We start from the raw sequence: 23,921 nt of genomic DNA, 5'->3' as shown, positions 1-23,921 counted from the left end.
CTTGCCCACCCCGCTCGACCACGAATTCGTCCGCGCGGCGGCCCGCGCCGCCGACCGGTCGGCCGTCCCGCTGGCGGCCGTCCCCGACGAGGATCCCGCCGGTGTGCCGCACCGTGGTCTGGCGCGGCGGGTGAAGACCCTGGTCGCGGCCTACCGTTCCCCGGACTCGGCACTGCACGGCAGCAAGGGGGCCGTCGCCGCCGCGATGACCCACCTGCGGGCCCTGCGGGCCGTACAGACACCCACCGGCCTCTTCGCCGGCGGCGACAACGTGCAGTCACCGCCCGACTCCGCGTTCACCGTCAACGACGTGTGCGACGCGCACGTCCTCGCGGCCGGCGGGGGGCCGGAACTGAAGGACGTCACGGCCGCGCTCGCCGAGATCGCAGGCGCCGCCTCCGGCAGTCTCCTGACCGGCGGAGTGCACACCCCGAACCACCGCTGGGAACTGTGCGCGGCGCTGGCCCGGCTGCACCGGTCGTTCCCCGACGACCGGCTGCTCGACCGCGTCGAGGAGTGGCTCGCCGAGGGCGTCGACATCGACGCGGAGGGCCTGTACTCGGAACGGAGCGCCAACTACGCGGCCCACGTGTCCAACCCGTCGCTGCTGCTGCTGGCCGAAGTGCTCGGCCGGGCCGACCTGCTGTACGCCGTCGAGCGCAATCTCGCCGCGACCCTGGACCTGATCAGGCCGGACGGCACGGTGGAGACCGTCCACTCGCGACGGCAGGACCAGAACCACCCGTTCCCGCTGGGCCCCTACCTGCCGCACTACCGGCTGCTCGCGATCCGCACCGGCCGGGGCGACTTCGCCCGGGTGGCGCAGCGGGCGGCCGCCGGCGGTGTCGACGACCCCGACCTGCTCGCCGAGACCCTCCTCACCCCGGACCTGTGCCGCACCCTGCCGGCCCCGACCGCGGAGCCCCTTCCGCGCGACCGGTACCTCAGCACCGCGCGTCTCGCCGCACGTGCCTCGGCCACCGCGCACACGGTGGTGTACGGCGGCTCCGACGTGCCCGAGCACCGGCGTATCCGTTCGGGCCTCGCCTGCAATCCCACCTTTCTGCGGCTGTTCGCGGGCGACGCCGTCCTCGACGCGGTCCGTCTCTCGCGGGGCTTCTTCGACCTGGGCCCTTTCCGCGCGGCCGACATGGAACAGCTCGCCGACAACCGCTACCGGCTCACCGAAACCCTCACGGCCGCCTACTACCAGCCGCTCCCGCCGGATCGGCGACAGGACGGCGGCGTCTACCGGATGACGGACGAGGGCCGCTTCTCGGCCGCGATGGCCTTCCCCGACCGGCCTCGGGACGAGGTCTCGCACACGACCCGCGCCGAGGTGGACCTGCGGGAGGACGGTGCCGACCTGCGGATCGACATCAGCGGACCACGGGTGCCCTGGGCCCTCGAACTGACCTTCCGGCCGGGCGGCGTGACGGACGGCGCCGTAGCGATCGGCGACGGACGCTGGTGCCTGACGACCGGGCCGATGACCTACCGGGTCGGTGACGACGAGATCCGGGTCGAGGCCGGCGTCGAGGCGGGCGAACCACTCGCCGGGCCTGACCGGAGCGACGTACTGCGCTACGACCCGGGTCAGGACTACACCGTGGTGGGCGGCACCGACGCGACGACCGGGAACCGCGTCTACCTCGGGGGAAGCGGCCCGCAAACCCTGACTGTCGCACTGCGCGTCCGCCGATCCGCACCTGCCGTGTGACCCCGACGAACCACTCCATGGACTCCGCCAAGAAGGACTGACCCTCTCGTGCACCTGCTTCACCAGCGCGGCCCGCTGCACGACCTCCCGGACACCCCGGAGGTGTACGACACCGTCCTCGCCGACGTCGTCGAGCAGGCCCTCGCCCGGCTGACGCCCGAGAGCAACCTCGAACACCCCGACTGCGTAGACGACATCGGCGACACCTCGCTCGGCATCACCTCCCTGCTCGCCTTCGCCTGGCAGCGGAGCAAGGACCCCAGGCTGCCGGAGGCGGTCGGCCGCAGCCTCGCCTTCCACCTGCGCGAGCGGGTGTACACCGACGACAACCCGGGCTACCCGAACCAGAGGGTGCGCAACTCCGGTCTGCCGTACGCCCGTTACACCCTGGCGCCGGGCGCGCACCCCATCGGTGACTGGCCGAGCACGGTGTGGGCGCTGCTCCAGGCGGTGAACCTCCTCGACGCGGCGGAGGGCCTGATCGAGGACGGACAGCGCGCCGAGAGCCGGAACTGACGCTGTCCGCCTGCTGAAAGGCTTACACCTGTGTGTCGAGGCGCGGCAGCGTCGCCACCGGCACCACCAGGTCGGCCCGGTCCCGTGTCGCCGCCACCAGCTCCGCGTTGCGCTGGTCCGAGCGCCGCACCCACGCCAACGCCTCCTCGTGGGTCTTGCCGAACTCCTCGTGCCGGGCCACCAGCCGGCTCACCCGTTCGACCTCGTCGAGCGCGCAGAACCACACCTCGTCCAGAGCGAGCCGGACCCGCGTCCAGGCGCCGGTGCCGAGGAGCAGGTAGTTCCCCTCGGTCACGATCAGACGGGCCGTCGGCGGCACCGGGATCGCCCCGGCGATCGGCTGCTCCAGCACCCGTTCGAAACCCGGCGCGTACACCACGTCGCCGCCCGCTTCCTCACGCAACCGCCGCAGCAGGGCCGCGTACCCGCCCGCGTCGAAGGTCTCGGGCGCGCCCTTGCGGTCACGCAGACCGAGCCGGTCCAGCTCCACGTCGGCGAGGTGGAAGCCGTCCATGGGGACGTGCGCCACCCAGCGCTCGCCGGAGCCGTTCAGCGCCCGCACCAGACGCTCGGCGAGGGTCGTCTTTCCCGAGCCGGGGGGCCCGGCGATACCGAGGACGGCCCGCCCCTCGGGTCCGGCGAGGGAACGGGCGCGGGCCAGGAGGTCGTCGAAGGTCAGCGGCACACGCCGAGTGTGTCATTCGTCGACCACAGGTTGGCCAGGCACCCTGGAGGGCGGAAGGGGAGAAAGGAGCCCCAGCCGTGCCCCAGGACTTCGACGACTTCGACGCCTCCTACACCGCCCACGCCGCCCACGTCTCCGACTCCTCCGGCGACGAGGCGCAGATCCGCGCCCTCATCACCGGGTGGGCCGCGGCCGTCCACCGCGGCGACCTCGCCGGCGTGATCGCCGACCACGCCCAGGACCTCGTGATGTTCGACGTGCCGCCGCCCCATCACGGCATCCGGGGCCTCGCCGCCTACCGTGCGGCCTGGCCGCCCTTCTTCGCGTGGCAGGCCCAGGGTGCCTGCTTCGACATCGAGTCCCTCGACATCACCGCCGGCTCCGACGTCGCCTACGCGCACGCCCTGGTGCGCTGCGCCACCCCGGAGGAACTCGCCGAACACCCCGGCTTCCGGCTCCGACTCACCTTCGGACTGCGCAAGGAGCGCGGCCGCTGGCTCGTGGCCCACGAGCACCACTCCTTCCCCCACGACTGAATCCGTCTGTTGGCACGGCGCCTCGCAGGGAACCGGGTTCTGTATGACGGAGCTCGGTCTGCCAGTAGAGATCAAGGCCTGCCTGTTCGACCTCGACGGGGTCGTCACCAGGACGGCCGTCGTGCACGCGGCTGCCTGGAAGGAGATGTTCGACGCGTTCCTGCGCGAACGCGAGGGCGGGGGCTTCCGGCCTTTCGACGACCACGACTACGACGAGTACGTCGACGGTCTGCCGCGGGCAGACGGCGTGCGCACCTTCCTCGCCTCCCGCGGCATCGAACTGCCGGACGGGAATCCGGACGATCCGCCCGGCGCGGAGACGGTCCACGGCCTCGGCAACCGCAAGAACACCCTCGTCCTGGAGAAGATCCGCACCGACGGAGTCGAGGCCTACGACGACACCCTGACCTACATCCGGGCGGCCCGCGCACAGGGACTGCGCACCGCGATCGTCTCCTCCAGCGCCAACTGCCGTGACGTGCTGCGCGCGATCGACGCCGAGGACCTCTTCGACGTACGCATCGACGGCGTGGTCGCGGCCGAACGGCACCTGCCCGGCAAGCCGCGCCCCGACACCTTCCTCGCCGCCGCCCACGACCTGGGCCTGGACGCACCCCGGTCCGCCGTCTTCGAGGACGCCCTCGCCGGCATGGACGCGGGCCGCGCGGGCGGCTTCGGATACGTCGTCGGCCTCGACCGCGTCGGACAGACCGACGCCCTCTACGAACACGGCGCCGACGTCGTCGTGAAGGGCCTCGCCGAACTGGGAGGCCACGCGTGATCACCCACCGCTCCTACACCGTCGAGCCCTGGGACGTCCGCGAGACCTCCCTCAACCTCGATGTCCTGGCCCAGAGCGAGTCCGTGTTCGCCCTGTCCAACGGCCATGTCGGCTGGCGCGGCAACCTCGACGAGGGCGAACCGCACGGCCTGCCCGGCTCCTACCTCAACGGCGTCCACGAACTGCACCCGCTGCCCTACGCCGAGGCCGGCTACGGCTATCCGGAGTCCGGCCAGACCGTCATCGACGTCACCAACGGCAAGATCGTGCGGCTCCTCGTCGACGACGAGCCCTTCGACCTGCGCTACGGCCGTCTCGTCGCCCACGAACGCACCCTCGACCTGCGCCGGGGCGTCCTCGAGCGGTCCTGCGAGTGGATCTCACCGGCGGGATCGCGGATACGGGTGCGCTCGACCCGGCTCGTCTCGCTCACCCAGCGGGCGATCGCCGCCGTGGCCTACGAGGTGGAGCCCGTCGACAGCCGCACCCGCGTGGTGATCCAGTCCGAACTGGTCACCAACGAGAGCCTGCCCGGGGCGAACGGCGACCCGCGCGCCGCCAAGGCCCTGAAGTCGCCGCTGGAACACGAGGAGGGCTTCGCCGACGGCACCCGTCTGCGGCTGGTGCACCGCACCCGGCACAGCGGACTGCGGGTCGCCGTGGCCGCCGACCACGTCGTCGAAGGACCCGAACGCACCACCACGAGCAGCGAGGAGACGGTGGACCTGGCCCGGCTGACCGTCACCTCCGTCCTGGAGCCGGGACAGCGGCTGCGGCTGGAGAAGCTCGTCGCCCACGGCTGGTCCGGGGCCCGCTCCAGGCCCGCGATGAGCGACCAGGTCGACGCGGCCCTGGCGGCCGCGGCGCACAGCGGCTGGGACGGACTCCTGGACGAACAGCGCGGCTACCTCGACGACTTCTGGGCCCGCGCCGACGTCGAGGTCGACGGCGACGAGGAGATCCAGCAGGCCGTCCGCTTCGCCCTCTTCCATGTGCTCCAGGCAGGCGCCCGCGCGGAGCAACGGGCCATTCCCGCCAAGGGACTGACCGGGTCCGGCTACGACGGCCATGCCTTCTGGGACACCGAGACCTTCGTCCTGCCCCTGCTCACTTACACCGAGCCCGGCGCCGTCTCCGAGGCCCTGCGCTGGCGGCAGCACACCCTGCCCGCCGCCCGCGAACGCGCCGCCCAACTCGGCCTGAACGGCGCCGCGTTCCCCTGGCGGACCATCGAGGGCTCGGAGGGATCGGCCTACTGGCCCGCGGGTACCGCCGCCTTCCACGTCAACGCCGCCGTCGCGGACGCCGTGGTGCGCTACACCGAGGCCACCGGGGACACGGACTTCGAACGCGACACCGGCGTCGAACTCCTCGTGGAGACGGCGCGGCTGTGGCGCTCGCTCGGTCACCACGACCACCACGGCGTCTTCCACATCGACGGCGTCACGGGCCCCGACGAGTACAGCGCGATCGCCGACGACAACACGTACACCAACCTCATGGCCCGCGCGAACCTCCTCGCGGCCGCCGACGCCTGCGCCCGCCATCCGGAACAGGCCGCCGCACTCGGCGTGGACGACGAGGAGAGCGCAGCCTGGCGGGACGCGGCCGAGGCCGTGCACATCCCCTACAACGACGAACTGGGCGTGCACGAGCAGCACGCGGGCTTCACCCGGTACCAGCAGTGGGACTTCGACGGCACCCGCGCCGACCAGTACCCACTGATGCTGCACTTCCCCTACTTCGACATCTACCGCAAACAGGTCGTCAAGCAGGCGGACCTGGTGCTGGCGATGTACCTGTGCAGCGGCTGGTTCGAGCAGTTCCACGACGAGGAGCAGATCGCCCGCAACTTCGCCTACTACGAGCCCCTGACCGTACGGGACTCCTCCCTGTCGGCCTGCGTCCAGGCGGTCGTCGCCGCCCGCGCCGGACACCTGTCCCTCGCGTACGCCTACACGGCCGAGGCGGCGCTGATGGATCTCGCCGACCTGGAGAACAACACCCGCGACGGACTCCACATCGCCTCCCTCGCCGGCACCTGGACGGCCCTCGTCGCCGGATTCGGCGGTCTGCGACGTGACGGCGACTCCCTCCGCTTCGCGCCCCGGCTGCCCGAGCGGTTCAGCCGCCTCGCCTTCAATCTCCAGCTCCTCGGGCGCTGTCTGCGGGTGGAGATCGGCCCGGACAAGGCGACGTACACCCTGATGTCGGGCGCTCCCCTGACGATCCGCCACCACGGCGCCGCCCTGACCGTCAACGGCGACGGCCCGGTCGTCCGCCCCGTCCCACCACCGCAGGACCGCCCCGCCCCGAGCCAGCCGACGCATCGCAGCCCACACGCCCGCTGACCCCGACGGCGGGATCCGGACAGGTACCGCTTGGCCGAACTCCACCCTGCACCCCTTTCCTCCGTGGGTTACTTTGTCCATGTTTTTCCGGAATGGATCGGGTCCCCGCGACATACGGGGGTGAGGGGTGGACGATGGCCCACGGCGACCGCGCCCTGCTCGTCGGCGCGCGAGGACGTGCGCCGTCCGTCACCTCGGGGGCGTCCCGGCGGGCCGGGGGCGGCCGGCCGATCGCCGCGGTGGCCGCCGCCTTCACCCTGGCCCAACTCGTCCTCGTCCGCCCCGGCATGGGCCTCGGCTGGGACGAGACCGTCTACGTCAGCCAGGTCGGCGTGCAGGCCCCGGCCGCCTTCTTCAGCGCCCCGCGCGCCCGTGGCGTCTCGCTGCTGGTGGCACCGATCGCGAGCTGGTCGACCTCGACCGAACTCCTGCGCGTCTATCTCGCCGTGCTGTCCGGCATCGGTCTCCACCTGGCCCTGCGCACCTGGCGCGGCCTCTTCCCGGTCCGTGTCCTCGCCGTCGGCGGCGCCCTGTTCGCCTCCCTGTGGGTCACTCTGTTCTACGGCCCCCAGGCCATGCCCAACTACTGGGTCGCCGTCGGCGCGCTGGGCGCGGTCGGCTGCTTCCTGCGGGCCCGTCACGGCCCGAGGGCACTGTGGGGTGTCGTGGCGGGTGTCGCGCTCATGGCGTGGATGCGGCCCACCGACGCCGTGTGGGTCGCCCTCCCGCTGCTCGTCGCCGCAGCCGTCGGCCGCCGTCCGCGGTCCGCCCTCGCCCTCGTGGCCGGACTGGTGGCGGGTGGTGCGCAGTGGGTGATCGAGGCGTACGTCAGCTACGGAGGCCTGGCCGAGCGACTGCACGAGGCTTCCCGCATCCAGGGCGGGCTCGGCGGTCACTTCGCCGTCGACGACCAACTGCGCAGCCTGAGCGGCCGGACTCTGTGCCGTCCGTGCACCGGGCCGCTGCCGGACCCCGTCGTCATGGTCTGGTGGTTCGTCCTGCCGCTGCTGGCCGCCGTAGGCCTCGTGGTCGCGGTCCGGGCCCGGCGTACCGGACGCACCCTCGTCCCGTTGACGTGCGCGACTACGGCCGCGGTGCCGTACCTCTTCATGATCGGATACGCGGCACCCCGCTTCCTGCTGCCCGCCTACGCCCTGCTCGCGATCCCGGTCGCCGACGCGCTGTTCCACCTCGCGACCACCCCGGCCGGCCGCCGGCGCCCGGTCGTGGCGACGCTGCTCGCGGCTGGGTTGCTGGCCCATCTGGCGGTGCAGTACGCCGTCCTGGAGCGCACGGTGCGCCGTACGACGGACGATCACCGCGACTGGGCCCGCACCGCGGCCGAACTGCACCGCCTCGGTGTCCGCCCGCCCTGCCTCCTCACCGGCCACCTGTCGATTCCCGTCGCGTACTACACCGGGTGCTCCTCGGCGGCGCCCCGCGGCCACAACGCCAACAGCAGCGTGGCCGAGATCCTCCGCACGTCCCGCCGTATCCCCGTCGCCGCGCTCACCCGGCCGGACGGCCCGCCCCCCGCCTACGCCCGCGACTGGCAGACCCTGCCCGCCGCCGGAATGGACATCCACCGCGCGCCGACCACCGACAGGGACGGGTGACATCTCGCCCTCGCCGCCCTGACCCGCAACCGGCGTTTCCGGTCCCCGTGCCTCTGGTAGGACTCCGGGTGTCGGCCCGAGGCGAGGGGGAATGCCATGACGTGGAACGAGAACGGCGGACGGTTGGGGGAGGAGTTCTTCACCCCGGGTGCCTCGTCCTTCACCGAGTTCCTGGCGGCCCACCGCCCCGAACTGCTCAGCACCCGCCGCGTCCTGCCCGACGGTGTTCGGGCCGCACCGGACCAAGTGCCGCACGGCACCACCGTGCTGGCCATCTCCTACCGCGACGGCGTCCTCATCGCCGGCGACCGCAGGGCCACCATGGGCAACCTCATCGCCCAGCGCGACCTGGAGAAGGTGCACCCCGCCGACGACCACACGGCGGTCGCCTTCGCCGGCACCGTCGGACTCGCCCTCGACATGGTCAAGCTGTACCAGGTCGAACTGACGCACTTCGAGAAGATCGAGGGTGTCGCCATGACCCTCGACGGCAAGGCACGGCGGTTGGCCGGCATGATCCGGCAGAACCTCGGCCAGGCCATGCAGGGCCTCGCCGTGGTCCCCCTCCTCGCCGGCTACGACCCCTCCGCGCCCGAGGGCGAACGCGGCCGCATCTTCAGCTACGACATCGCCGGCGGACTCTACGAGAAGACCGGCTTCCACGCCGAGGGCTCCGGATCGCCGTACGCCAGAGGCGCCCTGAAGAAACTGTTCCGCAAGGGACTCGACCGCCGCGAGGCAGCCCTCGCCGCGCTCCAGGCGCTGTGGGACGCGGCCGACGACGACTCCGCGACCGGCGGCCCCGACATCAACCGGCGGATCTTCCCCATCGTCTCCGTCATCACCGAGGACGGCTTCGAGCGACTGTCCGAGCCGGAGACCGAGGCCCTCAGCCGCGAGATGGTCGAGCAGCGCCGCAACCGGCCGGACGGGCCGAACGCAACGCCCTGACAGGGCACTTTCCCCAGTCGTGGGGAAGACCTGTCACGGGCTTTACTGCACATGACTTGCAGGTACCGGAGGATGGCACAAGGCTGCTGACCGCGGCCGTACCCACGAAGAAGGATCCTCCGCCCGATGACGGCCGCCCCTGACCCCGCTCCGCACCTCCTCCCCGCCGCCGGACCCGTGAAGGGCTCGGTATGGCACCGCGTCCGTGGCTCCATGACGCGGCAGGAGTGGGTCAGGGCGGGCGGCATGGCGGCGGTCGTGGTGGCGCTGCACGTGATCGGCTGGTTCACCCTCGTCGCGATCGTCGCCCCGCACCACTACAGCGTCGGCGCGAAGTCCTTCGGCATAGGCATCGGCGTGACCGCCTACACGCTCGGGATGCGGCACGCCTTCGACGCCGACCACATCGCGGCGATCGACAACACCACCCGCAAGCTGATGGGGGAGGGGCAGCGGCCGCTGTCGGTCGGCTTCTGGTTCTCGCTCGGCCACTCCAGCGTCGTCTTCGTCCTGGCGCTGCTGCTCTCGCTCGGCGTGAAGGCCCTCGCGGGACCCGTGCGCGACGACGACTCCCGCCTCCACGACGTGACCGCGCTGATCGGTACGACCGTGTCGGGCGTGTTCCTCTATCTGATCGCGGCGGTCAACCTGGTCGTCCTGGCGGGCATCTGGAAGGTGTTCCGGCGGATGCGCTCCGGCCGCTACGACGAGGCCGCGCTGGAGGAGCAGCTGAACAACCGCGGCTTCATGAACCGCCTGCTCGGCCGGGTCATGAAGTCGATCACCAAGTCCTGGCAGATGTACCCCCTCGGCCTTCTCTTCGGCCTGGGCTTCGACACGGCGACGGAGATCGCCCTGCTGGTCCTGGCCGGGTCGGGCGCGGCCTCCGGACTGCCCTGGTACGCGATCCTCACCCTGCCGGTCCTCTTCGCCGCCGGCATGTCCCTCCTCGACACGATCGACGGCTCCTTCATGAACTTCGCCTACGGCTGGGCGTTCTCGAAGCCGGTCCGCAAGGTCTACTACAACCTCACGGTCACCGGCCTGTCCGTGGCGGTGGCCCTCCTCATCGGCACGGTCGAGCTCCTCGGCCTGCTCGCCGGGAAACTCGGCCTGCACGGCCCGTTCTGGGACTGGATCAGCGGCCTCGACCTCAACCTCCTGGGCTTCGTCATCGTGGGGTTGTTCTTCGCCACGTGGGTCGTCGCCCTGGTGGTGTGGAAGGTCGGCCGCATCGAGGAGAAGTGGACGGCCGGGTTGGCGGGCGAGCAGTCCGGCGGCTGACCCGGACACGCTCAGGCGCGCACCTTGAACTCCCTGCGCCACTTGGTGAACTCCCGCTCCGGATCCCCGGTGTACGACCACGGCGTACGGGTGCCCCGGCGGTCCAGCATCTGCAGGAGCGGTACGGCGATCTCATGCAGGCCCGCGTGGCTGGCCGCGTGGGCCAGATAGTTGAGGTCGCGCAGCTCGCCCGGGGCCACCGTGTGGTCGGTGCGGCCCAGGATCCAGCGCTGCCAGGTGCGCCGTACGTCGCTGACGGCCCCGTCGTTCTTCCAGTGCTGCCCCAGCCCCACGGACGTCCGCCTGTCCTCGGCCGCGTCCGCCGCGGCCCGGTACTCCTCGACCCGCGCGTACTGCACCAGCACGGGCAGCGCGCATCCCGGTGGTGCCACCCCGGCCGCGTCCCGGGCGAAGTCGTACATCAGGCCGTGCGAGCCGTGCCAGCGGGACGAGTAGTAGTGCAGCACCTGGAGGTGGCCCTCGACGCTGTACGGGTCACGCCCGTGCAGTTCGTCCCACCAGCGCCCCAGTTCCTGCCGCCGCACCCCGGCCGGGTACAGCCGCGCCACCGAGATCAGGGAGATCCACGGCGTGGGGTCGTCCACGAATGCCTCGGCAGCCTGCAGACAGGCCATCACCGCGGCGTCGATGCGGCGCTGGTCGATCGGCACACCCCGGCCCGCGGTGATGGCCAGGTTGAACGCCCTGGCCGTCTCCGTGGCAGCCCGCAGCACCAGCGCGTCGCCGTTGTGCGGCTCGGCCGCCAGCCACGACTCCACCGTCGAACTGCTCGCGCAGGCCTGGGCGAGCGTGCGCACCCGGTGCCCCCGGGAGAGCCAATCGGGTCCGGTGGCGCGCAACAGCTCCCGCAGACCCTGCCAGCGGCCGATGACGATGTCCTGGCGGGCCGTGGTGAGCGGGACGTCCCCGCAGTCGGGGTCGAACTCGGGGGCGAAACGGTCTCTCGCCATCGCACAACCCCTCAGAAGTCGGTGGGGAGACCCTCGTGGACGAGTGAGGGCCCGGACGCCCCGTCGTCGGGAACGTAGTCCGCCTCGACAGTACGGCTCGCGTCAAGCCTCGCGGGCCGGTAGTAGTCGCTGCCCCGCCGCCAGTACCAGAGCATCGGGATCAGGCCCACGGCGAGCCCGCCGACGCCGATCGTGATCGCGGCCGTACTCAGCTCGCCCAGCGACTCGACGAATATCCAGAACATGAACAGGGCGCCCAGCAACGGCCACAGCCCGCCGAGCAGGAAGTCGGCCGGGGACTTCAGCAGCATCTTGCGGTACGCGACGACGACCGCGAGGCCGCTCAGGCCGTAGTAGACGGCGATCTGCAGCCCGATCGCCGAGATCGCGTCGGAGAGGATGTCGCCCACCGAGCCCAGGGCGTTGGAGGCGATGAACATCATCAGCGCCACCGCGCCGACCACCACGATCGCCACCCACGGCGTGTTCCAGCGGCGGTGCACCCGGCCCAGCGCGGACGGCATCGTACGGTCCCGGCCCATCGCGAACAGCGAGCGCGTGACCTGGATCAGCGTGGTCTCCAGCGTGGCGATGGTCGACAGCATCACCGCGACGATCAGCAGCTTGCCGCCCCAGCCCGGCCAGACCTCCTCACCGAGCACGGCGAGCACGTTGGCGTCGTTCTCCTCGATCTGCTTCGAGGTGAGGATGACGTTCACCGCGATGGTGAACACCTCGAACAGCAGGAAGACGATGCCGACCCCGATGAGCCCCGCGAGTCCCGTCGTGCGGCGGCTGTTGCGGGTCTCCTCGCTCAGGTTGCTGGTGACGTCCCAGCCCCAGTAGTAGAACGCGGCGATCAGCGCGCCCGAGGCGAAGCCCTGCATGCCGTCGAAGTGGCTGAAGCCGAGCCAGGACCAGTCGAAGGCGCGCGCGTGGCCCGTGTGGAAGAACGCCAGCACCGCGAACAGGGCCAGTATCGCGAGCTCCACACCGGACATGACGAGCTGGGCGCGCACGGTCAGTCGGGCGCCGCCGAGCACCACGAGGAGCATCAGCACGAACCAGGCCGCGCCCACGAGTGTCGACAGCGCGGTGTTGTCCGCGAGGTCCTGGTCGAAGAGAGCCAGTGTCATCGAACCGGCGGGCAGCGAGCCGGCCACCATGAAGATGGTCGCCGAGATCACCAGCGCCCAGCCGCTGACGAAGCCCAGAAAGGGGTGGAGCGTGCGGCCCACCCAGGAGTAACTGGCGCCCGCGTTGACGTCGATCCGGCTGAGATAGCTGAACGCGAGTGCGATGCCCAGCATGGGTATCGCGCAGTACAGCAGAGCCGCCGGACTGGCCAGGCCCACCGAGCCGACCAGGACCGCGGTGGTCGCGGCGATCGAGTACGCCGGCGCGCTGCCCGCGACGGCCATCACCACGGTGTCGAAGGTACCGAGGGCATTGGCCTGCAGCCCTCTGCCCCTGCTGATGCTCATGGTTGCGCTGCTTTCGGTAGGGCACGACGCACGGCGAAGGGGGACCGTACGGCGCAAAAGGGGTGGGGGGTGGCTCCGCCCCGGGCGCTGAGAGGGATGGCCTCGGGCAGGGGCGGTGAAGAGAGGGACCGAAGGGGGTGCGCGGGGGACCGTACGACCGCTGCGTGGACGGCCGGTCACTCCGTGTATGCGAGTGATGATAGCCCTATTCCTTGACCCTTCAAGATTAACTGGGGGGTAACCTTCCGGCCGTGGAATGCCTTACTCCGGCAGCCTTTTGAGGTTGGGGAGCGCATACGGGGAAACGCGGATCAGGACACGCATCGAACCGCACGCGACGCGCGAGGGAGGCAGCCCATGGGCACCGAACCGACACCCGCCGAGCCGCCGGCCGACGACGCCTACCAGCCCACCGGAACCAACGAGGAGCAGGAGGACGCGGCACCGCTCGACCTTCAGGACGCCGTCGACGAACGGACCTACGACGACACCCTTGACGAGGGCTACTCGCCACCGGAGAAGCCCCTCGGTGTCACCCGGCACGGCACCACCGCAGCCGAACAGCACGACGGGGAGAGCCTCGACGAACGTCTCGCCCAGGAGGTCCCCGAGGCGACCGCGCCGCTCGGCGACGAGATCGGCGACCTGCCCGACGGCGAGGGCGAACCGATCGACCCGGAGGCCGGTACCGACCGCGCCGGACGCCTCGTCGCCCCCGACGAGGGCGCCCACCCCACCACCACGAAGGACGAGGTCGCCACCGACGTGGGCATCGACGCGGGCGCGGCAGGCGCGGAGGAGGCCGCCGTGCACATCGTCGAGGAGCCCTCCGAGGAACCCTGACGGAAGTTCAGTCCCCGATCCGGTCGATCTGGCGGAGTTTGTTCGTGGCGTCCAGGGCCGCGACCTTGTAGGACTCCGCGAGGGTCGGGTAGTTGAACACCGCGTCGACCAGATAATCGACCGTGCCGCCACAGCCCATCACGGTCTGCCCGATGTGGATCAGTTCGGTGGCCCCGGTGCCGAAGCAGTGCACGCCCAGCAGGGTGCGGTCCCCCGGGGAGACCAGCAGTTTCAGCATCCCGTGGGAGTCACCGATGATCTGGCCGCGGGCGAGTTCGCGGTACCGGGAGATGCCGACCTCGAAGGGCACGCTGTCCTCGGTGAGTTGGTCCTCGGTACGCCCGACGAAGCTGATCTCCGGGATGGTGTAGATGCCGATGGGCTGGAGATGGTGCATCTGTCCGACCGGCTCACCGAAGGCGTGGTAGGCGGCCGACCTGCCCTGTTCCATGGCCGTCGCCGCCAGCGCCGGGAAGCCGATCACGTCTCCCACGGCGTAGATGTGCGGCACCTCGGTGCGGTAGAACTCGTCGACCGTGATCCGGCCGCGCCGGTCGGCGGTCAACCCGGCCTTGTCCAGGTCGAGTTCGTCGGTCAGGCCCTGTCGGCCGGCCGAGTACATCACGGCGTCGGCGGGTATCTTCTTGCCGCTCTCCAGGATGGTCAGCGTGCCGCGGGGATGGCGCTCGACCGCGGCGACGGTCTCACCGAAGCGGAACGTCACGGCCAGGTCGCGCAGGTGGTACTTCAGCGCCTCGATGACCTCGACGTCGCAGATGTCGAGCATCCCGGCCCGCTTCTCGACGACCGTCACCTTGCTGCCGAGCGCGGCGAACATGGAGGCGTACTCCATGCCGATGACCCCGGCGCCGACGATGACCATGGAGCGCGGGACGCGTTCCAGGGCGAGCACGTTGTCGGAGTCCATGATCGTGCGGCCGTCGAACTCGACACTGTCCGGCCGCGCCGGGCGCGTGCCCGTGGCGATGACGATGTTCTCCGCGCTGAGCAGGCGTTCGTGACCGGTGACCTCGCGCAGGGCGACGGTGTGCGGGTCGACGAAGCGGCCGGTGCCGGCGTGGAGGGCGATCTGGTTACGGGAGAGCTGACTGCGGATCACGTCGACCTCGCGGCCGACCACGTGCTGCGTGCGCGCGGTGAGATCGGAGACCGTGATGTCCTCTTTGAGCCGGTAGCTCTGTCCGTACAGGTCGCGCTGGGTGAGGCCGGTCAGGTACAGCACCGCCTCGCGCAGGGTCTTGGAGGGGATGGTGCCGGTGTGGATGGAGACCCCGCCGACCATGTCGGGGCGGTCTACGACGGCGACCCGGTGGCCCAGCTTGGCCGCGGCGATGGCGGCCTTCTGGCCACCCGGACCGGATCCGATGACGAGCATGTCGAAGTCGGGCACCCTCGGGAGTCTGACAGCCGCAGGGTCTCTTTCGAAAGGGTGTGCAGTAAACCGGTCGCTTACGGGAAAGCCGCCCCCGGGCTTTCGGAGAAGTGGCGCGGACCGCGACAGCTCAGGCGGACCGCGGGACAATACGGCCATGGGCCACCGACTCGCCGACACGAGCACCCCGGCCCGGCTCGCCGCCCCCGACGAGGGCATCGGCCGGGACGAACTGGCGCTCGCCACCCGCAACCACGGTCTGCCGCTCGAGGCGATGCGCCACGACCTCACCCCGCCCGGCCTGCACTACGTCCTCACGCACTACGACATCCCGTACGTCCCCGAGGACGCCCCCTGGCAGCTCGGGGTCGGAGGCAGGGTCCGCCGCCCGCTCACCCTGACCCCGGCCGAGCTGCGTTCCCTGCCGCGGGTCACCACCAGGGTGACGATGGAGTGCGCGGGCAACGGCCGGGCCCTGCTCACGCCCCGCCCGGTCAGCCAGCCCTGGCTGGTCGAGGCCGTCGGCACCGCAGAGTGGACCGGCGTACCGCTGCGGCTGCTGCTCGCCGAGGCCGGAGTGGAGGCCGACGCCGTCGACGTGGTGTGCACCGGCGCCGACCACGGAGTGGAGCGCGGCGTCGAACAGGACTACCAACGGGCCCTGCCCCTCGGCGTGGCCACGGGTACCGAACCCGACGTACTGGTCGTCTACGAGATGAACGGCGCCCCGCTGCCCCCGCAGCACGGCCACCCGCTCCGGCTCGTCGTGCCCGGCTGGTACGGCATGGCCCATGTGAAGTGGCTGCGCGAGATCACCGTCACCGACACGCCGTTCACCGGGTTCCAGCAGACGGTCGCCTACCGGCTCCGGCAGCACCCCGGCGACGAGGGCGAGCCGGTCACCCGGATCGCGCCGCGCGCCCTGCTCGTCCCGCCCGGATTCCCGGACTTCATGTCCCGGGCCCGCGTGGTCCGGCCAGGGGCCCTGACGCTGGAGGGGCGCGCCTGGTCGGGGCGGGCGCCGGTGACCCGGGCCGAGGTCAGCACGGACGCGGGACGGTCCTGGCACGAGGCGGAGCTCGAACCGGACGCCGGTCACCGCTGGGCGTGGCGGCGCTGGCGCTTCAACTGGCGCGCGGAGCCCGGCGAGTACGAACTCAGCGCACGGGCCACCGACGCCGAGGGGCACACCCAGCCACTGGAACAGCCATGGAACCGGGGCGGCTTCGCCAACAACCTCGTACAGCGGGTCGAAGTGCTGTGCCTGGACGAGGAGTCCGGGGGCTGACGTACGGCCGCGTCCGACCTACGGCGCCGCCGTCGCCGTAGATCCACGCGGCCCTCGGGTCACTGGGCCGAGGTCAGGGCAGCATCTTGTCGAGCGCCGCCGGGCCCTCCGCCTCCAGCTTGCGCCGGGCCCATTCGAGAGTGTGCGGGGTGATGTCCTTCCCCGAGGCAAGGACGAGGTCCTCCGGCGACACCTCGGTGCCGGTACGGGTGTGGAGCAGGTCGTCCGGGGTGGTGCGGTCCTCGGACGACCGGGACGCGTCGGGCTGTGACGTCGGCATGATGTCTGCTCCTCGGATCCGGATCGCTGTGCGGTCCCGGTGGTGTCAACGGGTCCGCTATCACCATTCAACGCCCGGGCCGACCTTGCATCCGGAGGCGTCCGGAGCGGGCCCCGTCCGCGGGTCTCGGCGGGACGGATGCCGGGATGCCCGGATGATGCGGCAGGCGTGTAATGGGAGTACTGATCTCTCGGGGCCGTCAGGGAAGACGACATCATGTCCACTACCCGAAACAGGCCTAAGGGCGCCCTGCGCAGGCTGGGGGAATGGTGCGCCCGGCATTTCGTGATCGTCCTGGTGGCCTGGCTCGTGGCCCTGGTCGCCCTGCAGACCCTGAACCGCTCCTTCGGCGGGGACTACTCCGACAACTTCTCCCTGCCCGGCGTCCAGTCCCAGGAGGGCCTGGACGTCCTGAAACAGCACGACCCGGCGGCCGGGGGTTACGGCAGCCAGATCGTCCTCCACGACGGTGACAAGGCGCTCACCTCGCTCGACTCGCAGGTCTCCACGACCGTCACCGATCTCCAGAAGCTGCCGCACGTCCTGTCGGCGCAGAACCCGCTGTCCGCGCCCGCCTCGAAGGTCGGGCCGCTGTCGTCGGACGCGAAGACGGCCTACATCACCGTCCGCTTCGACGTGCAGCCCTCCACCCTGGGCGACGGCTACCTCCACGGTGTCGACGACGCCGTACAGCCCCTGCGGGCGGCCGGCGTCGACGTCGAGTACGGCGGACCGCTCGGCGAACTCGCGCGGCCCGCCGCCGACGACCGGGTGAGCGAGCTGATCGGATTCGCGGTCGCGATCGTTGTCCTGCTCGTCGGCTTCGGCAGTGTGATCGCCGCCGGAATCCCCCTGCTGACCGCATTGATCAGTGTGATCGGAGGGCTCGCCTGCCTCGGTCTGCTGGCCTCGGCGTTCACCTTCGCGACCGTTTCGCCCACCCTGGCCACGATGATCGGCCTGGGCGTCGGCATCGACTACGCGCTCTTCCAGCTCACCCGCCACCGGCAGAGCCTGATGGACGGGAAGGACCCGGTGCGCGCGGCGGGCGGCGCCACCGCCACCAGCGGACGGGCCGTCCTGGTCTCCGGCTGCACGGTGATCATCGCCCTGGCGGGGCTGTCCGTGTCCGGAGTCTCGTTCATCGCGAAACTCGGGGTCGCCGCCGCCGTCACGGTCGTCTCCGCCGTCCTGGGCGCCCTGACCCTGGTCCCGGCCCTGCTGGGACTGATCGGCACCCGGATCGACCGCTACCGGGTGCGCCGCCCGGTCGCCGAGACCGACCCTGCCGAGGGCGAGACGGCGCAGGGGACGTGGCACCGCTACGCCCAGCGGGTCGAGCGGCGGCCGTGGCGTTACCTGGCCGCGGGCGTGACAGCCGTCGTCGTCCTCGCCATCCCGGTCCTCTCCATCCAGCTCGGTCACATCGGCGACGGCGCCGACCCCACGTCCTTCACCGACCGGCGCGCCTACGACCTGATGACCGACGCCTTCGGCCCCGGCTCCAACGGCCCTCTCACCGTCGTCATCGACCAGACCTCCGTGACGTCCTCCCAGCGCTCCGCCCTCACCACCCAGGCGCAGAAATCCCTCGACGGCGTGTCCGGCGCCGCCACGGTCACCCAGCTGACCCCCACCACGGACGGGGACGTCCTGCTCGCCACCGTCTACTCCAAGCAGTCCCCGCAGAGCGCCACCACCACCGACCTCACCAACCGCCTGGTCGACACCACCCTGCCCGCCGCGGTCACCGGCACGGACGCCAAGGGATACGTCACCGGCACGACCGCGGCCCAGGTCGACTTCCGCGACATCGTCTCCAGCCGGCTGCCGCTGATCATCGGTGTGGTCGTCGCCCTCGCCTTCCTGATCATCCTCGCCGTCTTCCGCGGACTGCTCGTCGCCGTCAAGGCGGCCGTCCTCAACGTCCTGTCCATCGCCGCCTCCTACGGCGTTGTCGTCGCCGTCTTCCAGTGGGGCTGGGGCGGTCCGGCGCTCGGCGTCTCCGGCAAGGTGCCCATCGAGAGCTATGTGCCGATGATGATGTTCGCGATCATCTTCGGGCTGAGCATGGACTACGAGATCTTCCTGCTGTCCCGGATCCACGAGGCGTGGCTGCGCACCGGGGACGCCAAGGCCTCCGTCGCACACGCGCTGGAGATCACCGCCCGGGTCATCACCTGCGCGGCCCTGATCATGGTGAGCGTCTTCGCGGCCTTCATCGTCAGCGACAACATCGTGGTCAAGATGCTCGGACTGGGCCTGGCGGTGAGCGTGCTGATCGACGCGACCGTCGTGCGGCTGCTCATGGTCCCCGCCGTCATGACCCTGCTGGGACGGCACGCCTGGTGGACACCCCACTGGCTCGACCGGATGCTTCCGCACATCGACGCCGAGGGGAACGGGGCGGTCAGCGAGGCTCCGGCTTCCCCGGCGCGAGAACGAGCATCGTGACGTCGTCCTGGAGCGCCGGGGCGTAGCGCACGAGGTCGGCCCACACCCCCTCGACGAGATCCGGGAGGTCACCCGCGAACCCGGTGATCCGGTCGAGCAACGGATAGAAGGCTCCCGCGGCGTCGCGCGCCTCCCAGACCCCGTCCGAGGCCAGAAAGAGCCGGTCGCCCGGGCGCAGTGGGACCGTGACCCCGGTCGGCGGCGAGGCGCCGGACAGGCCCATGCCGAGCGGGGTGCCCACCGGGACGTCGAGCTCCACGGCCCGCCCGTCGCGCAGCAGTACCGGGCCGGGCTGCCCGCACGCCACGATCCGCACGGCCGTACCTCCGACGTCGAAGTCCAGCACCACCGCCGTCGCGAACAGCTCCGAATGCCGTACGCCCGCGGAGTCCACCACCAGCCTGCGGTCCAGCCGCTCGGCCACCGACTCGGGATCCGGCCGGTCCAGCACCGCCTCCCGGAAGGCCCCCAGCAGCGAGGCGACGGTCGAGACGGCCGACAGCCCGTGCCCCTGCACATCACCCATCACCACCCGCACCCCGCACGGCCCCTCCCGGACGTCGAAGAAGTCACCCCCGACCAGCGTCCCGCTCTGCGCGGCCCGGTACAGCCCCGCACACCGCACGCCTCCCACCCGCCCCGGCAGCGGCGGTGCGACGGCCCGCTGCGCCGCCTCCGCGACGGCACGCTCGGTCACCAGCTGGGCGTCACGCCGACTCCGTACGAACGACACGAACACACTGAGCGCCGCGACGAAGCCCACGGTCAGCACATCCGTGCTGCCGGGATCGTTCAGCCGGAAGGCCGGCACGTTCAGGACGAGCAGGACGAGCGCGCCGAGCACCGCGGTCGCCGCCGGTGCGTACGACAGCACGGCCAGCGGGGGGATGGCGCCCAGCAGGAACCCGATGTCGAGCGGATCGGGGCTGACGAGGGTGGCCACGCAGACCCCCACCAGCAGTACGGCGGGCAGCACCCGCACCCAGCCCGGCGGCGGCGCGCCCTGCAGCCAGCTCCGCCGGTCCCGGTCGCGCACTCCGCTCACACCACTACGCTGCTACGACCCGACCGGCCCCGCACCCCGAACCGCTCGTCCGGTCGCCTCTAGAACGGCGTCAGCGTCAGCCGGATCCCCGTCGGCGCCGTGTCCTGGACGTAGGAGGCGAAGTCGGCCACGTCGTCGAAGGCGAACCCGTACGCCTTGCCGTCCTCCGTGGCCGCGTGCATGGCCTCGGCGTAGTGGTTGGTGAGCGCGGTCCGGTAGAAGGAGGCGGGGTCGGTGGTCGGCTGGGTGGCGGTGCTCACCAGCGTCGACCGGTTGAACCCGGCACCGAGCACCGCGGCGACCGGCCCGGTCGTGCCGTCGTTGGGAGCGGCCAGCGCACCGTCGCAGAAGAGCACGTCCCGTGTCGACGGCCGGGCGAAGGACACCTGCGCGGGCCCCTCGAAGACGAGCTGCCCGCCGCGCACCCGGCCGGTGAAGGTGCCCGCGTTCGTGGTGATCGTCAGGTCCTTGCCCGTGTACGTGCTCCACACCTCGTCGATGTACGGCGCGAAGTAGTCCGCCGGGAACCGGCCGGCGTCCAGCCCGTGACCCGGCGCGATGACCCGCGTGTCGTCCACCACGAGGGGCGCGAACTCCTCGACCCGGCGTACGGCGTCGAAGGCACCGGCCCGCCCGGAGGCGCGCACGGTGCCCGTCGTCTGGTCCCGCGCCCCGGTCAGCCGGATGCTCAGCGGCACGCTGAACATGTCCACCATGGTGGTGTTGCAGAACATGCCCGCCGGGTTGTACGTGAACTCGGCGCAGTCGTGCAGCACCGGGTAGTTGGGGTCCGAGCTCACCCAGCCGGCCGGGTACTGGAGGGCGGGGTTGCCGTTGCCGTCGGTGACGACCTTGAACTTCAGCTTCGCGCCCAGGGACACGTAGATACGGCCCGACAGATAGGGAAGGGACAGGCTGGTCCCGCCGCTGCCCGCCAGGCCTATCGCGTAGTCGGTGTAGCCGTCGGGGCCGTTGTCGGAGAGGGCGACCGGGGCGAGGGTGCCGTCGGGGGTGACGCGGACCTGCCTGCCGTCCTGGTTGCCCACGATGTAGACGTGGACGTTCGCGTTGTCGAAGGCGCCGGTGTTGTTGACGACGGTCAGCGGCAGGGCTCCGGCCGCCGTGGTGCGGTTGCCCTCGGCGAGGGCGTGGGGGGCCAGTGCGGCGACGGCGGGTGCGGCCGCCATCACCCCACCGAGGGCGAAGAGGACTTTGCGGCGGCCGAGGTGGCGCTGGTGACGAGGCGTCATGTGGGGGGTCTCCTCGGAGAATTGAGAGCGCTCTCACGATGTGGACGAGGCCCGATGCTACGGACGGCGGGCTCCACGGCATACAGAGCGGACAGCGTTTAATCCGGCCTTGAGGACCGTTTAAGCGGCGGCCAGGGGGCCGGACCGGACGTGTGCCGCGAAAACCGATGGACGCCGGTCCCGAGGATCCCGTAGCGTCAGCCGCCACGCCCGGAGACCAGCGGAAGGAGGCGAGTGCCGTGCAGTTCACCGTCGTTCAGCGCTCCCTCTCCGTCGCCCCGGCGTGCTTCGCCTGACCGGGAGCGCTCCACGTAGTCGCATCCCGGAGGAATCCACCCATGACCGATCTGGTCATCCGCGCGCTCGACGAGCGCGAAGCCCATCTCTTCGACGCACTGCCCGACCCTCTCGGCGCCCGTGAGTCCCACCGGCTCACCCGGCACCGCCCCGACTGGAAGCGCGTCGCCCTGCGTGACGGCAAGGTCGTGGCACGCGGCGCCTGGTGGGGCGGCGCCGACGACACCGCACCCGTCAACGTCAACTGGTTCGACGTGGCCGAGGGCGAGGAGGAGGCCGGCGCCGAACTCCTGCGCACCGCCCCCTGGCAGGTCGAGCTCGAGATGAACCTGCCCGCCGGCTGGCGCGAGGATCCGGAGCTGCGGGCCGCCGCCAAGGCCCGCTTCACCGCCGTACAGAAGGCCGGATACGAGCTCCTGGTCGAGCGGTTCCTCTACCGCTGGACGCCGGAGAACGGACTGCCCGAGCGGCCCGGACGCCTGGAGTTCCGGCCCGAACCGGACGACGCGGTCTTCTTCGAGCTGCTGCGGCGCATCCATTCCGCCACCCTTGACGCGCACGCCCTCAAGGCCATCGAGGAGGACGGACTCGACCGGGCCGCCCAGGAGGAACTCGACTTCTTCCACTGGTGTCCCTCGCCGCGCGAGTGGTGGCAGATCGCCCACACCCCGCAGGGAGACGTGGCCGGAATCCACATTCCCGCGCACAACCCGTCGGGGCCCTGCATCGGGTTCATCGGGGTGGTGCCGGAACAGCGGGGTCACGGCTACGCCTACGACCTGCTCGCCGAGTGCACCCACTATCTGGTCGAGCGGGGCGCCGAGTTCGTCTCCGCCGCGACGGACCGGGGGAACTTCCCCATGGCCGCGAACTTCGCCAAGGCGGGCTATCCCGTCGTACGGGAACGGCTGAACTACCGGCCCCTGCACACCGGCTGAGACCCGGGGGCGATGTTGGTGATCGTCGGGGAGGAGGCCTACGACGAGGTCCGGCGACGTGTGTCGCTGCACGCGCCGGGCGGTCCCGTGCCGGAGTTCCTGCTGCACATCGAGGGCGACCGGGCCTGGTTCCGGTGGAGCGACGAGCCGTTCGACGAGGGCGCCGTGCCCGGAGACTGAGCCGCAGGCTACGCCGTGGGCGCGCCGGTCCCGGCGTCCAGCAGGGCCTCCGCCGCCACGAGGATCTCGGTGACCCGCAGACCGAACGCGGCGTCGCACGGGTGTGCCTGCCCGGTGCGGGCGGCGGCGAGCAGTCCGTCGGCGGCCCGGAGCACGGCGGGCACGACACCCTCGGACGACTCCGGGAGCTGGACGACTCCGCCCGCGCCCCGCAGTTCGAGGCCGACTCCCGCGGCCGCGGGCGGAGCCGTGAGACTCAGCGTCAGGGTGCTCGACGCGCCGCCGGTGTGCCTCAGGACCAGATGGACGGTGTCCCCGGGACCGTGCGCGGCCGCCGCCACTTCACGCACCTCGCCCAGCACCGGCAGCAGCACCGACAGAGCATGGGGACCCACGTCCCACAGGGCGCCCTTCTCCTGCCGCCACGGCGAGTCGGCGAAGGGGCTGTTTTCGGTGAACACCGACCCCAGCCATTCCGCCCGCGCCGTGAACCAGCCCTCCACGCCCGCCTGTGCACCGATCCACGCCTCGGTCTCGGTGAGGAAGCGTGAGGTGAAGAACACCACCGAAGCGACCTTGGCCTCGCGGACGGCCTCGACCACCGCCCGCCCCTGCTCGACCGTCGTCGCAAGGGGCTTGTCCAGCAGAAGATGGCAGCCCGCCCGCGCGGCCCGCGCCGCGAGTTCGGCCTGCACGGCGGGCGGCAGGGCGACCGCCACGGCGTCCACATCGGCGAGCAGCGCGTCGACATCGGCGTACGCGCGCGTGCCGTGCTCGGCGGCCAGCGCCTCGGCGGCCTCCGGGCGACGGCCCCACACCCCGGCGAAGTCCAGCTCCGGATGCGCGCCGAGCGCGGGGGCGTGGGCCATCCTGGCCCAGGGACCGGTGCCGAGCAGTCCGATACGCATGCCGCCGCCTCTCGTCATACTGCGGAACCTCACGACGACCGGACTGGATCATCTGCCGGTCGAGGCGAGGGTGTCACACGGACACGGCGGACCCGCAACCGCGTCTCGCCACCCGGTCGGCTCGGGTGCGGCACGGTCCGGGATTCAGCA

20 protein-coding genes and 1 pseudogene are annotated in these 23,921 nt (G+C 71.4%); 13 read left to right on the top strand and 8 right to left on the bottom strand.

Annotated features, from left to right (window positions below; genetic code table 11):
- Nucleotide 1 precedes the first annotated feature (1 nt).
- Both M2157_RS05980 and M2157_RS05975 read left to right on the top strand, forming a co-directional pair.
- Entirely contained in the window at nt 2-1,720 is a 1,719-nt protein-coding gene (locus tag M2157_RS05980) for a hypothetical protein (RefSeq protein WP_280864657.1), read from the top strand.
- A 48-nt stretch (nt 1,721-1,768) separates the two neighbouring features.
- A pseudogene (locus M2157_RS05975) lies at nt 1,769-2,221 on the top strand (hypothetical protein); the annotation flags it as partial.
- A 37-nt stretch (nt 2,222-2,258) separates the two neighbouring features.
- Here the strand turns inward: M2157_RS05975 and M2157_RS05970 are convergent.
- A complete protein-coding gene (locus M2157_RS05970) occupies nt 2,259-2,921 on the bottom strand; it encodes a nucleoside/nucleotide kinase family protein (protein ID WP_280864656.1) in 663 nt (220 codons plus the stop codon).
- Nucleotides 2,922-3,082: 161 nt separating this feature from the next.
- On the opposite strand from M2157_RS05970, the gene M2157_RS05965 reads away from it, so the two are divergent.
- The 6 genes from M2157_RS05965 (at nt 3,083) to M2157_RS05940 (ending at nt 10,440) form a co-directional block, all read left to right on the top strand.
- Nucleotides 3,083-3,457: a nuclear transport factor 2 family protein gene (locus M2157_RS05965; protein WP_280863706.1), complete on the top strand. Its 375-nt coding sequence runs from the start codon at nt 3,083-3,085 to the stop codon at nt 3,455-3,457.
- A 43-nt stretch (nt 3,458-3,500) separates the two neighbouring features.
- The gene (locus M2157_RS05960) at nt 3,501-4,238 is read left to right on the top strand and encodes a beta-phosphoglucomutase family hydrolase (protein ID WP_280864655.1); all 738 of its coding nucleotides are present in this window, start codon (nt 3,501-3,503) and stop codon (nt 4,236-4,238) included.
- Entirely contained in the window at nt 4,235-6,589 is a 2,355-nt protein-coding gene (locus M2157_RS05955) for a glycosyl hydrolase family 65 protein (protein ID WP_280864654.1), read from the top strand. Before M2157_RS05960 ends, M2157_RS05955 begins: the two co-directional genes overlap by 4 nt.
- Before the next feature lie 134 nt (nt 6,590-6,723).
- Complete coding sequence (locus M2157_RS05950; RefSeq protein ID WP_280864653.1) at nt 6,724-8,205, top strand: hypothetical protein; 1,482 nt, start codon at nt 6,724-6,726, stop codon at nt 8,203-8,205.
- A gap of 96 nt (nt 8,206-8,301) precedes the next feature.
- Complete coding sequence (gene prcB, locus M2157_RS05945; RefSeq protein WP_280864652.1) at nt 8,302-9,156, top strand: proteasome subunit beta; 855 nt, start codon at nt 8,302-8,304, stop codon at nt 9,154-9,156.
- Between the two features lie 126 nt (nt 9,157-9,282).
- On the top strand, nt 9,283-10,440 hold the full coding sequence (locus M2157_RS05940; RefSeq protein ID WP_280860741.1) for a HoxN/HupN/NixA family nickel/cobalt transporter: 1,158 nt from the start codon (nt 9,283-9,285) through the stop codon (nt 10,438-10,440).
- A gap of 11 nt (nt 10,441-10,451) precedes the next feature.
- Here the strand turns inward: M2157_RS05940 and M2157_RS05935 are convergent, their stop codons facing one another.
- Both M2157_RS05935 and M2157_RS05930 read right to left on the bottom strand, forming a co-directional pair.
- The gene (locus tag M2157_RS05935) at nt 10,452-11,411 is read right to left on the bottom strand and encodes a hypothetical protein (RefSeq protein ID WP_280860740.1); all 960 of its coding nucleotides are present in this window, start codon (nt 11,409-11,411) and stop codon (nt 10,452-10,454) included.
- An 11-nt stretch (nt 11,412-11,422) separates the two neighbouring features.
- Nucleotides 11,423-12,895: an APC family permease gene (locus M2157_RS05930; protein WP_280860739.1), complete on the bottom strand. Its 1,473-nt coding sequence runs from the start codon at nt 12,893-12,895 to the stop codon at nt 11,423-11,425.
- Nucleotides 12,896-13,252: 357 nt separating this feature from the next.
- Between M2157_RS05930 and M2157_RS05925 the strand changes: the two genes are divergently transcribed.
- The gene (locus M2157_RS05925; protein WP_280864651.1) at nt 13,253-13,738 is read left to right on the top strand and encodes a DUF5709 domain-containing protein; all 486 of its coding nucleotides are present in this window, start codon (nt 13,253-13,255) and stop codon (nt 13,736-13,738) included.
- 7 nt (nt 13,739-13,745) lie between these two features.
- On the opposite strand, the gene sthA is transcribed toward M2157_RS05925, so the two are convergent.
- The gene (gene sthA, locus M2157_RS05920; protein ID WP_280860737.1) at nt 13,746-15,149 is read right to left on the bottom strand and encodes a Si-specific NAD(P)(+) transhydrogenase; all 1,404 of its coding nucleotides are present in this window, start codon (nt 15,147-15,149) and stop codon (nt 13,746-13,748) included.
- A 139-nt stretch (nt 15,150-15,288) separates the two neighbouring features.
- Between sthA and M2157_RS05915 the strand changes: the two genes are divergently transcribed.
- Nucleotides 15,289-16,419, top strand: a complete 1,131-nt coding sequence (locus tag M2157_RS05915) for a sulfite oxidase (protein ID WP_280864650.1) — start codon at nt 15,289-15,291, stop codon at nt 16,417-16,419.
- Between the two features lie 73 nt (nt 16,420-16,492).
- On the opposite strand, the gene M2157_RS05910 is transcribed toward M2157_RS05915, so the two are convergent.
- A complete protein-coding gene (locus tag M2157_RS05910; protein WP_280860735.1) occupies nt 16,493-16,699 on the bottom strand; it encodes a hypothetical protein in 207 nt (68 codons plus the stop codon).
- A 216-nt stretch (nt 16,700-16,915) separates the two neighbouring features.
- On the opposite strand from M2157_RS05910, the gene M2157_RS05905 reads away from it, so the two are divergent.
- Nucleotides 16,916-19,153: an MMPL family transporter gene (locus M2157_RS05905; protein WP_280864649.1), complete on the top strand. Its 2,238-nt coding sequence runs from the start codon at nt 16,916-16,918 to the stop codon at nt 19,151-19,153.
- On the opposite strand, the gene M2157_RS05900 is transcribed toward M2157_RS05905, so the two are convergent.
- Together M2157_RS05900 and M2157_RS05895 are read right to left on the bottom strand one after the other, a co-directional pair.
- On the bottom strand, nt 19,110-20,189 hold the full coding sequence (locus M2157_RS05900) for a PP2C family protein-serine/threonine phosphatase (protein ID WP_280868170.1): 1,080 nt from the start codon (nt 20,187-20,189) through the stop codon (nt 19,110-19,112). The genes M2157_RS05905 and M2157_RS05900 overlap by 44 nt on opposite strands.
- A gap of 68 nt (nt 20,190-20,257) precedes the next feature.
- Nucleotides 20,258-21,448, bottom strand: coding sequence for a glycoside hydrolase family 64 protein (locus M2157_RS05895; RefSeq protein WP_280864648.1), 1,191 nt, complete (start codon nt 21,446-21,448; stop codon nt 20,258-20,260).
- A 338-nt stretch (nt 21,449-21,786) separates the two neighbouring features.
- On the opposite strand from M2157_RS05895, the gene M2157_RS05890 reads away from it, so the two are divergent.
- Nucleotides 21,787-22,683, top strand: coding sequence for a GNAT family N-acetyltransferase (locus tag M2157_RS05890; protein WP_280864647.1), 897 nt, complete (start codon nt 21,787-21,789; stop codon nt 22,681-22,683).
- A gap of 12 nt (nt 22,684-22,695) precedes the next feature.
- The gene (locus M2157_RS05885; RefSeq protein WP_280868375.1) at nt 22,696-22,863 is read left to right on the top strand and encodes a hypothetical protein; all 168 of its coding nucleotides are present in this window, start codon (nt 22,696-22,698) and stop codon (nt 22,861-22,863) included.
- An 8-nt stretch (nt 22,864-22,871) separates the two neighbouring features.
- Here M2157_RS05885 and M2157_RS05880 read toward each other — a convergent pair whose 3' ends face one another.
- Complete coding sequence (locus M2157_RS05880) at nt 22,872-23,771, bottom strand: Gfo/Idh/MocA family oxidoreductase (RefSeq protein WP_280864646.1); 900 nt, start codon at nt 23,769-23,771, stop codon at nt 22,872-22,874.
- Nucleotides 23,772-23,921 lie beyond the last annotated feature (150 nt).

The organism is Streptomyces sp. SAI-127 (assembly GCF_029894425.1).
In the GTDB taxonomy this organism is placed as follows: domain Bacteria; phylum Actinomycetota; class Actinomycetes; order Streptomycetales; family Streptomycetaceae; genus Streptomyces.
The sequence above is the reverse complement of the archived record's forward strand: the minus strand, read 5'-3'. Positions and strand labels throughout refer to the sequence as shown.